The sequence below is a fragment of the Xanthomonas sp. LMG 8993 genome, from assembly GCF_009835065.2.
In the GTDB taxonomy this organism is placed as follows: domain Bacteria; phylum Pseudomonadota; class Gammaproteobacteria; order Xanthomonadales; family Xanthomonadaceae; genus Xanthomonas; species Xanthomonas arboricola.
The window spans coordinates 157054-170631 of record NZ_QVIF02000010.1 but is presented as its reverse complement, the minus strand read 5'-3'; the positions used below and the strand labels follow the sequence as shown (position 1 = coordinate 170631).

12 protein-coding genes are annotated in these 13578 nt (G+C 62.9%); 4 read left to right on the top strand and 8 right to left on the bottom strand.

Translation table 11 applies throughout. The annotated features are described in order from the left end of the window. Positions 1 to 64: 64 nt before the first annotated feature. Entirely contained in the window at positions 65 to 457 is a 393-nt protein-coding gene (locus DYQ94_RS17375) for a CopL family metal-binding regulatory protein (RefSeq protein WP_046932595.1), read from the bottom strand. Between the two features lie 157 nt (positions 458 to 614). On the opposite strand from DYQ94_RS17375, the gene hutC reads away from it, so the two are divergent. Genes hutC through hutG form a run of 4 tightly spaced genes read left to right on the top strand, consistent with a single transcriptional unit; the run spans position 615 to position 5533 of the window. After that, positions 615 to 1340, top strand: a complete 726-nt coding sequence (hutC, locus tag DYQ94_RS17370) for a histidine utilization transcriptional repressor HutC (RefSeq protein WP_046932594.1) — start codon at positions 615 to 617, stop codon at positions 1338 to 1340. Positions 1341 to 1356: 16 nt separating this feature from the next. Then, complete coding sequence (gene hutU, locus DYQ94_RS17365; protein ID WP_197046137.1) at positions 1357 to 3039, top strand: urocanate hydratase; 1683 nt, start codon at positions 1357 to 1359, stop codon at positions 3037 to 3039. Next, positions 3036 to 4574 carry a histidine ammonia-lyase gene (hutH, locus tag DYQ94_RS17360; RefSeq protein WP_197046136.1) on the top strand — a complete coding sequence of 513 codons (1539 nt, stop codon included), beginning with the start codon at positions 3036 to 3038 and terminating at the stop codon, positions 4572 to 4574. Before hutU ends, hutH begins: the two co-directional genes overlap by 4 nt. A 20-nt stretch (positions 4575 to 4594) precedes the next feature. Beyond that, positions 4595 to 5533, top strand: coding sequence for a formimidoylglutamase (gene hutG, locus DYQ94_RS17355; protein WP_202397443.1), 939 nt, complete (start codon positions 4595 to 4597; stop codon positions 5531 to 5533). Here the strand turns inward: hutG and DYQ94_RS17350 are convergent. The 7 genes from DYQ94_RS17350 to DYQ94_RS17320 form a co-directional block, all read right to left on the bottom strand. Further along, on the bottom strand, positions 5530 to 6081 hold the full coding sequence (locus DYQ94_RS17350) for a DUF305 domain-containing protein (protein WP_046932588.1): 552 nt from the start codon (positions 6079 to 6081) through the stop codon (positions 5530 to 5532). The two genes, hutG and DYQ94_RS17350, sit on opposite strands and share 4 nt — an antisense overlap. Positions 6082 to 6155: 74 nt before the next feature. Next, positions 6156 to 6470 (bottom strand): hypothetical protein, encoded by a 315-nt coding sequence (locus DYQ94_RS17345; RefSeq protein ID WP_046932587.1) that lies wholly within the window; start codon positions 6468 to 6470, stop codon positions 6156 to 6158. Positions 6471 to 6498: 28 nt separating this feature from the next. Continuing rightward, entirely contained in the window at positions 6499 to 8925 is a 2427-nt protein-coding gene (locus DYQ94_RS17340) for a heavy metal translocating P-type ATPase (RefSeq protein ID WP_372567754.1), read from the bottom strand. 40 nt (positions 8926 to 8965) lie between these two features. Beyond that, complete coding sequence (locus DYQ94_RS17335) at positions 8966 to 9508, bottom strand: DUF411 domain-containing protein (protein ID WP_080948167.1); 543 nt, start codon at positions 9506 to 9508, stop codon at positions 8966 to 8968. Positions 9509 to 9578: 70 nt separating this feature from the next. Then, a complete protein-coding gene (locus tag DYQ94_RS17330) occupies positions 9579 to 10421 on the bottom strand; it encodes a c-type cytochrome (protein WP_229014274.1) in 843 nt (280 codons plus the stop codon). A 12-nt stretch (positions 10422 to 10433) separates the two neighbouring features. Next, on the bottom strand, positions 10434 to 11702 hold the full coding sequence (locus DYQ94_RS17325) for a copper-binding protein CopB (RefSeq protein ID WP_046932584.1): 1269 nt from the start codon (positions 11700 to 11702) through the stop codon (positions 10434 to 10436). After that, positions 11699 to 13567 (bottom strand): laccase-like oxidase CopA, encoded by a 1869-nt coding sequence (locus DYQ94_RS17320; RefSeq protein WP_046932582.1) that lies wholly within the window; start codon positions 13565 to 13567, stop codon positions 11699 to 11701. The genes DYQ94_RS17325 and DYQ94_RS17320 overlap by 4 nt, the downstream gene beginning before the upstream one ends. Positions 13568 to 13578: the final 11 nt, after the last annotated feature.

The following is a 13578-nucleotide window of genomic DNA, read 5'->3' as shown; positions in this document are numbered from 1 at the left end:
CGTGGGGGCCTATGCGACATCAGGGCGTGCGTAGACGTCGCCAATCAATGGCGACCAAGCAGCATTAGCCGATGGGAGGTCGGAACAGCCGGGATACCTGTCGTCGCAGCGGCGGCAACTCAGGCGTAGGTAGGTAGGTGCTCGTCAGGGCGTGCTGGGCGGCAAAGATGACCGGCACACGCCCGGCGAAGAAGGTGAGCACACAGCTGCAGTCGCAGGAGGTGGTGCTGCAGTCGCACTGATGATCGTTCTGATCACCCTGCCCGGCTTGCTTGCCACCGGGAAGAATTTTGTTGCAATCGTTACTAATTTTGGCGCGTTCATTAACACGCGCACCGCCATGCACCGAGTGAGTGCCGTTCACTGCACCTGGCGGAGGAATGTGCCGCACGGCCATCCGCGTAGTGGCCTGCGCGCTCAGGATCCCATCCGCGCAGAGCACGAGGATCAGGAACATACGCAGTAGCACGCGAAGCGACGGCATGACCGTGTGGCGAACCCGCAGGTTGTCTATACCACAGCAATAGCACGAGGAAATTCTTAGTGTCAACTGCTTGTGCAGCACAGCATCGAAAGTGGTTGGACTGGTTGTATAGACATGTAATGCTTGGGCCATGGACGAACCCAAGCCGCACTACCAGAAGCTCAAGCACTTCATCCTGCGTCACATCACCAACGGCGACTGGCCCGCGCGCAGTCGCGTCCCCAGCGAGAACGAACTGACCGCCAAGTTCGGCTTGTCTCGCATGACAGTGAATCGAGCGCTGCGCGAGTTGACCGATGCCGGCGTGCTGACCCGGGTTCAAGGTGTCGGCACGTTCGTCGCCGGCCCCAAGGCCGAATCGGCGATGTTCGAGGTGCGCAACATCCGCGAAGAGATTCAGTCCCGTGGCCAGACACACTCGGTCCAGGTACTGATCTGCGAAACGGTCGAGGCGCGCTCCAGTGTGACGACCAACTTCGGCCTGACACCCGGCACGGAGCTGTTCCACAGCCGCCTACTCCACCACAGCGATGACAAGCCCGTGCAGTTGGAGGATCGCTTTGTGCAACCCAGCGTGGCACCGGACTACCTGGACATCGATTTCCACACCGAGATTCCGCACCAGTACCTGATGCGCGTTGCGCCGCTGGAACGCGCCGAACATGTGATCGAAGCCGAGACGGCCAGCAAGCGTCTGGCCGCGCAACTGAAGATCAACGAAGGCGATCCGTTGCTGGTGCTGACCCGACGTACGTGGTCGCGCGGACAGGTGGCCAGCTTTGTGCGGTTGATTCACCCGGCATCTCGTTACCGCTTTGTGGGCACCTTCCAGGTTGGCGCCCCCCTGACTCCCTGAGGATTTGATGGATACCTTGGAACGCTCCGCTTCCCCTGCGCGTACCGTGCGCGCTCCGATCGGCACCCAGCTGCACTGCAAGAGCTGGCTGACCGAAGCGGCCTACCGCATGATCCAGAACAATCTGGACCCCGATGTCGCCGAGCGCCCGGAAGACCTGGTGGTCTACGGCGGCATCGGTCGTGCTGCGCGCGACTGGAAAAGCTTTGATCGCATTTTGGAAACGTTGCGATCGCTTGAGGACGACGAATCGCTGTTGGTCCAGTCGGGCAAGCCCGTCGGCGTGTTCCGCACGCACCCCGATGCACCTCGCGTGCTGATCGCCAACTCCAACCTCGTACCCCACTGGGCGACCTGGGAGCACTTCAACGAGCTCGATAAGAAGGGCTTGATGATGTACGGCCAGATGACGGCCGGCAGTTGGATCTACATCGGCAGCCAAGGCATCGTCCAGGGGACGTACGAAACCTTCGTGGAGTTGGGGCGCCAGCATTACGCTGGCAATTGGACGAACAAATGGATCCTCACCGCGGGGTTGGGCGGCATGGGCGGCGCGCAGGCGCTGGCGGCGACCTTGGCCGGGGCCAGCAGCATCGTGATCGAGTGTCAGGAGTCTCGGATCGATTTTCGTATCCGCACGCGCTATGTCGACCACAAGGCCTACTCCATCGATGAAGCCTTGCAGATCATCGAACACAGCCCGACGCCGGTATCGGTGGGCTTGCTGGGCAATGCCGCTGAACTGCTGCCGCAGTTCGTCGCGCGTGCGCGCAATGGAGGTCCCCGCCCTCACGCCGTGACCGATCAAACCTCGGCGCACGATCTGATCAATGGCTATCTGCCCGCCGGATGGACCCTCTCACAGTGGGAACAGGCCCGCAGCGGTGACGATGGTCAGCGACGCGAGCTGGCGCAAGCTGCCGCGGCCTCGTGTGCCACGCATGTGCGCGCGATGCTCGATTTCCACGCCATGGGCGTGCCGACGATCGATTACGGCAATAACATCCGCCAGGTGGCGCTGGATCAGGGCGTGGACAATGCCTTTGCCTTCCCCGGCTTCGTGCCTGCATGTATCCGTCCGCTGTTCTGCCGCGGCATGGGCCCGTTCCGATGGGTGGCTTTGAGCGGGGATCCCGAAGACATCTACAAGACCGATGCCAAGGTCAAGGAACTGTTTCCCGACAACACGCATCTTCACCACTGGCTCGACCAGGCCCGCGAGCGCATTGCCTTCCAGGGCTTGCCCGCGCGAATCTGCTGGCTCGGCTTGGGCGAGCGCCACAAGGCCGCGCTGGCCTTCAACGAAATGGTGCGCAATGGCGAGCTCAAGGCACCGATCGTCATCGGACGCGATCACCTGGACTGCGGTTCAGTCGCCAGCCCCAACCGTGAAACCGAAGGCATGCGCGATGGTTCCGATGCGGTCTCGGACTGGCCGCTGCTCAACGCGCTGCTGGCCACCAGTGGCGGTGCCACCTGGGTGAGCCTGCATCATGGCGGCGGCGTCGGGATGGGCTTCTCGCAACACTCAGGCGTGGTCATCGTGTGCGATGGCACCGAGCAAGCCGACCGCCGGTTGGCGCGTGTGCTGTGGAACGACCCGGCCACGGGTGTGATGCGCCACGCCGATGCGGGCTACGAGCAGGCACTGGCCTGTGCCCGAGAGCATGGCCTGACCCTGCCGGCCATTCTGGAGTGAATCGCATGCTCACCCTGACACCGGGCCAGCTGACGTTGGCCCAGCTGCGGCAGATCGCGCAAGGGGCTGATCCCATCGCCCTGGACGCAGATTGCTGGGACAACGTCCGCGCCTCTTCGCAGGCCGTGCAGGCCATCGTGGCCGCTGGCGAGCCGGCCTATGGCATCAACACCGGCTTCGGCAAACTGGCCAAAGTCCATATCCCACGCGAGCAACTGGAACAGCTGCAAACCAACCTGGTGCGCTCGCACGCCGTGGGCATGGGGCCATTGCTCGACGATGCCTGCGTGCGCCTGATCTTCGCCACCAAGATCGCTTCCCTGGCGCGGGGCTACTCGGGTGTGCGCGAGCACACGCTGACCACCCTGATCGCGATCTACAACGCCCGGATCTGGCCCTGTATTCCCGCCCAGGGTTCGGTCGGTGCATCCGGTGATCTGGCCCCCCTGGCGCATCTGACCTTGGCGGCCATGGGCGAAGGCCAGGTACGCATCGACGGGCAGATCCTGTCGGCCAGCCAGGCCCTGCAAAACGCCGGGATCGCTCCCATCCGACTGGCCGCCAAGGAAGGGCTGGCATTGCTCAACGGCACCCAAGTATCCACGGGCATTGCGCTGATGGCGCTGTTTGCCGCCGAACAAGTCTATGCGGCTGCCGTGCTAACGGGCGCGATGAGCGTGGATGCGGCGTGCGGCTCCGATGCGCCCTTCGATGCCCGCATCCACGCCGTGCGTGGTCAGCCCGGCCAAATGGCCGTGGCCGCGCACTACCAGCGACTGCTGGCCGGCAGTGCCATTCGCCAATCGCACCTTCACAACGACACCCGCGTGCAAGACCCTTACAGTCTTCGGTGTCAGCCTCAGGTCATGGGCGCGGTGCGCGATGTCATGCAGCACGCCGCCCACGTGCTGCTGATCGAAGCCAACGCAGTCTCCGACAATCCGCTGGTATTCACCGACACCGGCGAGGTGATCTCCGGCGGCAACTTCCACGCCGAACCGGTGGCCTTTGCCGCGGACCAGCTGACGATGGCGGTGTCCGAGATTGGAGCGCTGTCGGAACGGCGCATTGCCTTGCTCATCGATGCCACGATCTCCGGCTTGCCCGCTTTCCTGGTCGCCAATCCGGGCGTGAACTCCGGCTTCATGATCGCGCACGTGACCGCAGCCGCCTTGGCCAGCGAGAACAAGACCCTCTCCCACCCGGCCAGCGTGGACTCCCTGCCGACCTCGGCCAACCAGGAGGACCATGTCAGCATGGCGACCTTCGCCGCGCGCAAGTCGCGCGAGGTGGCCGACAACGTGCGCCGGATCGTGGCCATCGAGCTGCTCGCCGCCTGCCAAGGCATCGAGTTCAGGCGGCCACTGGCGTCTTCGCCGGCATTGGAAGCGGTGCATGCACAGGTGCGTAGCGTGGTCCCCCGCTACGATGAAGATCGCTATCTGGCCCCGGAAATGCAGGCGATGGAAGCCTTGATCGAGCGCGGCGGTCTGCGCCCGTTCCTGGACTGGCCGCTGCAGGATCTGCGCGCGTGAATCTGGCGTGGCACGGACGCGTGGACCTGCCGGCGAGCGCCGATACGCGACGCTGGCACCAGGGCGTGGCCTTGGACCCGCGTCCTGGCGTGCCCGGCATTGCCCTGCTGGGCTTTGCCAGCGATGAAGGGGTTCGTCGCAACGCCGGCCGACCAGGCGCCGCACAAGGGCCCGGTGCCCTTCGCAAGGCCTTGGCCAACCTGCCCGTGCTCCACTGCGCTCCGCTCTACGATGCGGGCGACATCACTTGCATGGATCAGGCATTGGAACTGGCGCAGGCCCGCTACTCCCATCGAGCGCAGCAACTGCTGGATCAGGGACATTGGGTGATTGGTCTGGGCGGCGGGCACGAGATCGGCTATGCCAGCTACGCCGCACTGCGTGGTCACCTAGGCGCATCCAAGGCTCGCATCGGCATTTTCAACTTCGATGCACACTTTGATCTGCGTGAGCAAGGCAGTGCGAGCTCGGGCACGCCCTTCCTGCAGGCGCTGGAGCATGCCCGCAGCAGTGGCTCCCCGCTGCAGTATCACTGCATTGGTGTAAGTCGATCCGGCAACACACCGCGTCTATTCGCCACGGCCGAGCGCGAAGGCGCCCATTACCTCACCGATGACGTGCTCTGCACCTGGAACTGGCAGGCACAGGCTGAGGTGCTGCGTGCGTGGTGTGAGGCGGTTGACGTGATCTACCTGACGCTGTGCCTGGACGTGCTGCCGCAGGCGGTGGCCCCGGGCGTGAGTGCCCCCAACCCACGCGGAGTGAGTCTGGAGGTCCTGGAAGCCCTGCTGGATCTGGTCATGGCCTCGGGTAAGGTACGTGTGGTCGACGTGGCGGAACTGTGTCCGCCCCTGGATCCGGATCAAGCTACCGCACGTGTGGCCGCGCGCTTGATCCACCGCATGGTCAGCGCGCAGGCGCAGTGGGGTGATACCGGCTGGCAAAAGGCAGTGAGCTAGCGGGAGCGCTCAGCCAACAGTTGCTTCATCTGCGCGATCTCCTGTGTCTGCGAGGTGATGATGTCCTGGCAGAGCTTCACCAACTCAGGGTCCTTCAGGCGATTCTCCTCGCACATCAGGATGGCGCCAGCGTGGTGGGGAATCATCGAACGGATGAACTGCTTGTCGGTGACCGCTGCTTGCGTGCGAATGCCCCACCAGCAGAACAGCATGAACGCGAGCGTCAGAGCAGCCAGAATCAGATTGCGTCGACGATCGGGGTACATGCTGGACATGAGCCACAGCTCGATCAGCAGCATGGGAGCGGCCATCAGGCCCGCCATGTAGAACTGGTTGACGTTGTTATAGACGTTGGCCCATTGATCGACCATGGCGTACATCAAGGCGTACATGGCCACGAAAGACAGGCCCATCATCAACAACAGGCGGCCGTAGTGGCCTTGATGCCCTTGCTGGGCCTGGTGGGCAGGTGGGTGTGAGGTGTGCGGTTTTGCGTGCTGGGATTGCGGGTCGTGCGCGTTTTCGTGCGTACCGTGCGAAGAGGACATAACAATCTCCGTGGGAATGGCAGAACGGCAGAAGAACCTGGGAGCCGCTGATGCGGCTCCCAAGCCGACAACACTTACATGCCCTTGCCGGCAGCGAATTCCTGCGGGCTCAGCTTGCCGTCCTTGTTGCTATCGAGCATGCCGAAGTGCGGCGCCAGCTTGTGCTTTGCCAGCTCTTCCTTGGACAGCGAGCCGTCCTTGTTGGTATCGAGCTTGGTGAAATCGGCATCGGCCGCGGCCGGCTTGTGCTGACCATGCTCCTGCTTCTTGTGATCCATCGGCTTGTGCTGGCCGTGGTCGGTGGTGGGCGTGGTGGTCTGGCCGCCGGCCAAAGCCGCGCCCGCCATCAGGAACAGGGCCATCATCGAGAGGGAGGCATAACGCTTCATTGCAGTACTCCTTGTGGGATATGAGCCATCAGTGACAGGAATGGCCGCGCGCAGGCTCATCGGCGCGGTCAGGGTGGGAGTTGGCAACAACGGTGGAGCCAGACAAACGCAAGGCATTGGTGACCACGGAAACCGAGCTCAGGCTCATGGCCAGGGCCGCCATCATCGGACTGAGCAAAAGACCGAAGCTGGGGTACAGCAGGCCGGCGGCGATAGGCACGCCGATGGCGTTGTAGACGAAGGCGAAGCCCAGGTTCTGCTTCATGTTGGCCACTGTCGAAGACGAGATGGCACGGGCTTGCACGATGCGCCTCAAATCACCCTTGACCAGGGTGAGCTGGGCGCTTGACATGGCCACATCCGTGCCCGTCCCCATCGCGATGCCCACATCGGCTGCCGCCAGGGCTGGCGCATCGTTGATGCCATCGCCGGCCATGGCCACACGACGTCCTTGGGCTTTGAGTTGCTGGACCAGTTCGGCCTTGTCCTGAGGTTTGACGCCGCCACGCACATCGTCGATGCCCAGCGTGCGCCCCACGGCCTCGGCCGTGGCCTGTGCGTCACCGGAGGCCATCACCACGTGCAGCCCATCGGCACGTAGCAGGTTCAAGGCAGGCAAGGTCGTGGCTTTGATGGGATCAGCCACCGCAATGGCGCCGGCCAACCGCCTATTGACTGCCAGGAACATCACGCTGGCGCCTTCTTTACGAAGACGCTCGGCGCTGCTCTGCAAAGGCGCTATGTCGGCGCCAACCGACGCCATCAGGCTTTGGTTGCCGAGCACGACATCCTGATCGGCCACGCGCCCGCGGACGCCTTGGCCGGTGAGCGAATCAAAATCCTGGGCGGCCACCAGGTCCAAGCCACGTCGTTGGGCTTCAGCCACGATGGCCTCGGCCAGGGGGTGCTCACTGCCCTGCTCCAGGCTGCCGGCCAAACGAAGGATCTGATCGGCGTCGAAACCGGCGTAGGAGAGCGTGTCGCGAAAGGCTGGACGTCCCTCGGTCAACGTACCGGTCTTATCCACGATCAAGGTGTCGATCAGACGTAGCTGTTCGATCGCCTGAGCGTCGCGGAACAGGACTCCGACCTGCGCGGCGCGGCCGGTGGCGACCATGATCGACATGGGGGTAGCCAAACCCAGGGCACACGGGCACGCAATGATCAGAACCGATACGGCATTGAGGACGGCAAAGGTCCATGACGGTTCGGGCCCAAACAGGCCCCATCCGAAGAACGTGAGCACCGCCGTGGCCAGCACGGCCAGGACGAACCAGTACGCCACCTTGTCCGCCATACGCTGCATCGGCGCGCGAGAGCGCTGAGCTTGGGCCACCAACTGCACAATCTGCGCCAATACCGTCCCGGATCCGACTTTGTCCGCCCGGATGACCAAGGCGCCCGTCCCGTTGAGCGTGGCGCCTATGACGTGGTCACCGACAGTTTTCTCCACCGGAATGGGTTCACCGGTCAGCATCGACTCATCGACACTGGTGCGACCTTCGATGACTTCCCCATCGACCGGCACCTTCTCGCCCGGTCGTACGCGAAGCAGATCACCCACATGCACGTGATCCAGCGCAACGTCCTCTTCGCCCCCATCGGGTTTGACGCGGCGAGCCGTCTTGGGCGCCAACCCCAGCAGGGACTTGATGGCTGCCGAGGTTTTGGAGCGCGCCCGCAGTTCCAGCAGCTGGCCGAGCAGCGTGAGCGAGACGATGACCGCCGCTGCTTCGAAGTAGACCCCCACCCGTCCATGCTCGCGGAAAGAGTCCGGAAACAGGCCCGGCGCCACGGTGGCCACCACGCTGTAGCCAAAAGCGGCGGCCACGCCGATGCCGATCAGAGTCCACATGTTGGGGCTGCGATTGCCGATGGACTGTAGGCAGCGCACAAAGAAGGGCCACCCCGCCCAGAGCACCACCGGGGCGCTCAGCACGAGCTCAATCCAGGTGCGCGCCTGCGTGGACAAGCCGGGCAGACGATGTCCCAGCATGGCCAGGACCAGGACGATCAACGTCAAAGGCAACGTCCACCAGAAGCGTCGGGTGAAATCACGTAACTCCGGATTGTCGTCCTCCTCCAGCGAGGGCATCTCCGGCTCCAGCGCCATGCCGCAGATCGGACAGGTGCCGGGACCTGGCTGACGAATCTGCGGATGCATCGGACAGGTATAGACCGTGGCATGGGTATCGCTGGGTGGAGCCACCGCTGCTGGGGCGGTCATTTCAACTTGCTGGGGAGTACCGTCCGTATAACGGTCGGGATTTGCTATGAACCGCTCTCGGCATTTGGCTGAGCAGAAGTGATACTTCGTTCCGCCATGCAGAGCGTGGTACGGCGTTCTAGCCGCGGAGACCTGCATACCGCATACCGGATCACGCACCGAGTCTGGACCATCGCTGGCACCCTGCGGCATCGCGGCGCCGGCTTCATCGTGGGAATGAGGGGACATGGATCACTCTGGGCTGGAAGAAGGGATCGCGAGCAAATTGTCAGCTGCGTTGACCGTGCAGGACGTAAGGCTGCGTGGTGCCATCAGGCAGTACAAATTCCACCGTATAGGGTTGAACACGTCCGTCGGGCATCTCCATGCCAGGAGAACCGGCAGGCATCCCCGGTAGCACTAATCCACGGCCTACCGGGCGCTCACGCAGCAGGCGCAGGATGTCCTGCACCGGCACATGACCTTCGACGATGTAGCCATCGACCTCGGCGGTATGGCACGAGCCGCGTCCATAGGGAACGCCCAAGCGCGCCTTGATCGGGTTGAGGTCTTCGCTGTTGTGCACCTCAACCGTAAAACCTGCTTTCTCCAGATGCTCCACCCACAGTTGGCAGCAACCGCAGGTCGCACTCTTATGTACTTTGACCAACGGCAACGGACGCTGCGGTTGAGCGACCTGCTGTGCAGCCGCCGATGTCGGAGATTGGGCGGCCGACGCCGCCTCTGAACTGACAGCCGATTCCGGGCGCGCGCATGCGGTCAGCGACAATGCCGTGGTCAGCAGAAAGAGACAGCTGCGTGAAGTGTTCATCATGCTTCCTTAAGAGATGCCCGAGCGCCGAGGCGCTCGGGCGTGGAGCCGGGGCAGCTCCATGAAGGGATCAATGCTGGTGATCGTGGCCGTCATCGGCCTTGGGAGCTGGCTCGACTGGTTTGGCTGGCATGGAGCCGTGCTGATCGTGCTCGCCCTCGGATTTGGCCTGCGCCGGTTGCTTGGCCGGCTCGGCCGCATGCACGTGCGTCTTGCCGTCGGCATGCACATGCGTGGTGCCTTCCTTAGGCTTGCTCATGTCCATGCCCATTCCACCTGCTTCATGACCCTGGCCATGGTCATCACCCATCTCTTCGCCATCACCGCTGCCATGGTGATCCGCACCCGCTTCCTCGCCATGCGAGTGCCCGCCGGTCTCACCGCCACCGTGCGAGTGGCCATCACTGCTGGCCACCAACGCCTGGTAGCCGGCCTTGTCCAGCGTGGGCAGCTTCTGCAAGAAGGCCGACATGTTCCAGATGAACTCATCGTCCATGCTGCCGCCCCACGCGGGCATGCCGCTGGCTTTGATGCCGTGCTTGATCACCCAGAACGCCTCAGCTGGACCCACCGGGTGCTTGCTTAGGTTCGGTGGCGCGGGGTACAGGCCCTTGCTCATCTCGGTGGCCGCCGCATCTGGCGAAAGATGACAGGTCACACACATAGCGTTGTAGTTGCCCGCACCCTGGCGGATACGCTCAGGATCATCCAGGTTCGTGGGTACCTGAAGCTTGGCGGCGCGCACCTCAATGGAACGCTCACGCGCCGTTTCAAGTAACGCATACACCGGGCGACTATGCGGATCATCAGCGGCCACGTTGTACACGCCCAGAGAGACCGTGGCGGTTGCGACCACCGCAACCAATGCCACGCCGGCGCCGAGCCATACCCACATCTTCTTGTTGGATTTCATTGTCAGTTCCCCTTAGAACCAGGTACGAAGGCCGACGACCAAGCGCGTGTCTTCAAAGGACTCGCCATGCTCGCGTCGCATGTCTGCGGTATTGCCAAACGCACGCTCGTACACCACGCCGATGTAGGGAGCGAACTTTCGGGTGAACTCATAACGAAGTCGCAGGCCCGCCTCAGCGGTACTCAGACCCGAACCTATTCCGCGCAGTGGATCGTTCTTGCCATACGCCGTGACCTCCACCAGCGGCTGTAGGATCAGCCGATTGGTCAGCAGCAGTTCGTACTCAGCCTCGACATTGGCGGCAGTCTGGCCGCCTTCGCCGAGATAGGCTGTGGCGGACACTTCGAACTTCATCGGTGCCAAGCCCTGTACGCCGATAGCGGCGAAGTTCTGCGAAGCCCCCGGCTTGAAGTCATGGCGCACACCGGCCACCACATCCCACCACGTGGAGATACTGCGGCCGTAGAGCACTTCCAGATCAGCCGATTCTGTCTGACCATCTGTGCGTTCGCCTTCACTGCGCAACCAGACGCGATTGAGGTCCGTACCGATCCAGCCCTGACCCTCCCAACCCAGCCCGGTTCCAGGATCGGCATCCCAGGCTTCCAGGCGATTGAGCAGTACATAGCTCTTGATCGAATTGTCATGCACCGGATGCGCGTGTGCGGGCGCGATGGCCGCCTGACGATCAGCCTCGGTCACCGCCGGAATCGGGGTGCGCGGCTGCGTTGGCGCTGCAGACCCGTGTCCCATCTGACTGTGGTCCATGCCTTCCATTGATTGCATACCCGCTTCTGGCGTAGCGGGTGCGGGCGAACCATGCCCCATCTGCGAATGGTCCATCCCCTGCATCGCAGGTGTGGTCATGGAGGTGTCGGCTGCAGCGGGCTGTGCCATCTGACTGTGATCCATGCCCTGCATCGACTGCGTCTGCGCTTTGGGCGCTACAGGCGTACTTGGAGGCGAGCCGTGCCCCATCTTGGAATGGTCCATCCCTTGCATCGCAGGCTCGGCTGCTTTAGCCGGTGGCGCGGGATGACCCATCGCCGCATGATCGATGGTCGCTTCGCTGGTCTTGGCCGGTGTTGCAGGCTTTTGGGTGGGCGCAGGTTTTGATGTCGGCGCCTGATGTGCAGAGTGATCCTGCGTCTGGGTCTGCGCGCTCTGCCCCATCGGCATGGAGCCGTGCTGCATGGATTGGGCGCTGGCCGCACTGGCCAGGGCCAGCGAGATAGCCAGCGTCAGCGCAGTCAGGGTGGTATCGCGTCTATTGATGTTCATTCGTCGACCCTCACCGTGCGCATCATTCCGGCTTCCATGTGATAAAGCAGGTGGCAATGGAACGCCCAGCTGCCCAACGCATCGGCACGCACGCGATACGTACGTCGGCTACCCGGCGGCATGTCCACCGTGTGCTTGCGCACCATGAAGTTGCCGTTATCGTCTTCCACATCGCTCCACATGCCATGCAAATGGATCGGATGGGTCATCATCGTGTCGTTGACCAACACGATGCGCATGCGCTCGCCGTAGTTCAGCCGCAGCGGCTCGACATCGGAAAACTTCTGACCATTGAAACCCCAGGAGAATTTCTCCATGTGTCCGGTCAGATGCAGCTCGATCTCGCGACCGGGGTCGCGTCCGTCAGGGTCTTCAAAGGTGCTCTTGAGCATGGAATACGTCAGTACATGACGGCCGTTATCGCGCAGGCCATTGCCCGGATCGTCCAAGCGCGAAGTCACGCTCATGGCTTGGTTGTCCAACAGGGGATTGTTGGTCTCGCTGGCAGGGTGTGATTGCATGCCCCCGTGCTGCATGCCGGCCATGGCACCATCGCCGGCGGCGGGCATCGCGTGGCCTGCATGGGCCGAGGTCTCGTTACCGCTGGCAGGTGGGGCCATGCCGGGCATACCCATGGCCGCACCACAGCCGCCTTCCATGCCCTTGCTGCCGCCAGACATATCCATCGATCCATGATCCATGCCCATGTCTGCCATCGTCAGCAGCGGCCGGGGATCCACAGGCGGAACAGGCGCGCGTAGTCCTTCGCGCACGGCGAGCGTGCCGCTGACGTAGCCGGTGCGACCGGAGTCCTGGGCAAAGATGGTGAATGCGTCCTGCCCGGAGGGCTCCACGATCACATCGAAGGTTTCAGCTACTGCAATGCGGAACTCGTCGACGGAAACCGGATGGACGTACAAGCCATCTGCCGCCACCACGGTCATCTTCAACCCCGGAATGCGCACATCGAAGTACGTCATGGCAGAGCCATTGATGAAACGCAGACGCACCTTTTCGCCACTGCGGAACAAACCTGTCCAGTTGCCCAGAGAGGTCGTGCCGTTCATCAGGTAGGTGTAGGTGTTGGCGTTGACGTCGGACAGATCCGTGGGCGTCATCCGCATCACGCCCCACATCTTGCGATCCTCCAACGTGGCCGACAGACCGTTGCGCTTCACATCGCGTGCAAAATCGCCGACCGTGCGCTTGTAGTAATTGTCATGGCCCGGCATCTTCTTCAAACGATCGAACAGGGCCGCCGGGTCCAGGTCTGTCCAATCGCTCAGCATCACGACGTAGTCGCGATCGAAGCTAAAAGGCTCTGGCTCCAGTGGATCGATCACGATCGGTCCATAAAGCCCTGCTTGTTCCTGGAAACCTGAGTGGCTGTGGTACCAGTAGGTGCCGCCCTGATGCAGGGTGAACCGGTAGTGGTAGGTCTCACCACGTCCGATGCCGTCAAAGCTCAGTCCCGGCACGCCGTCCATGTTGGCCGGCAGAATGATGCCGTGCCAATGGATGGAAGTGTCCGTGCCATGGAGGGAATTGGCCGGCAATGCATTGGAGACACGCAGGTTGACCGTGGTGCCTTCCCGCCATCGCAGCAACGGCGCCGGAACGGATCCGTTGACCGTGATCGCGGTGCGGGTCTTGCCGGTGAAGTTCATCGGCGTCTCGCCGATGGTCAGGTCGAACTCGGTGCCCGACAGTACGTTGGCTTGTCCCGGGCCCTTGAGCGCCCAACTGGCCTTGGGCCAGAACCCTAATCCTGCGACTGCGCCTCCCAAGGCCAAGCCCTGGACAAATCGCCGCCTCGAAGGCAGCAGCGGTCCACCGTGTGGACCACGAAAATCATCATGCGACATGAAAATGCTCC

Excerpts from the sequence above, each read along its gene's own strand:
- DYQ94_RS17375 (WP_046932595.1), bottom strand. The coding sequence starts at position 457 with ATGTTCCTGATCCTCGTGCTCTGCGCGGATGGGATCCTGAGCGCGCAG.
- hutC (WP_046932594.1), top strand. The coding sequence starts at position 615 with ATGGACGAACCCAAGCCGCACTACCAGAAGCTCAAGCACTTCATCCTG.
- DYQ94_RS17350 (WP_046932588.1), bottom strand. The coding sequence starts at position 6,081 with ATGTCCTCTTCGCACGGTACGCACGAAAACGCGCACGACCCGCAATCC.
- DYQ94_RS17345 (WP_046932587.1), bottom strand. The coding sequence starts at position 6,470 with ATGAAGCGTTATGCCTCCCTCTCGATGATGGCCCTGTTCCTGATGGCG.
- DYQ94_RS17340 (WP_372567754.1), bottom strand. The coding sequence starts at position 8,925 with ATGTCCCCTCATTCCCACGATGAAGCCGGCGCCGCGATGCCGCAGGGT.
- DYQ94_RS17335 (WP_080948167.1), bottom strand. The coding sequence starts at position 9,508 with ATGAACACTTCACGCAGCTGTCTCTTTCTGCTGACCACGGCATTGTCG.
- DYQ94_RS17330 (WP_229014274.1), bottom strand. The coding sequence starts at position 10,421 with ATGAAATCCAACAAGAAGATGTGGGTATGGCTCGGCGCCGGCGTGGCA.
- DYQ94_RS17325 (WP_046932584.1), bottom strand. The coding sequence starts at position 11,702 with ATGAACATCAATAGACGCGATACCACCCTGACTGCGCTGACGCTGGCT.
- DYQ94_RS17320 (WP_046932582.1), bottom strand. The coding sequence starts at position 13,567 with ATGTCGCATGATGATTTTCGTGGTCCACACGGTGGACCGCTGCTGCCT.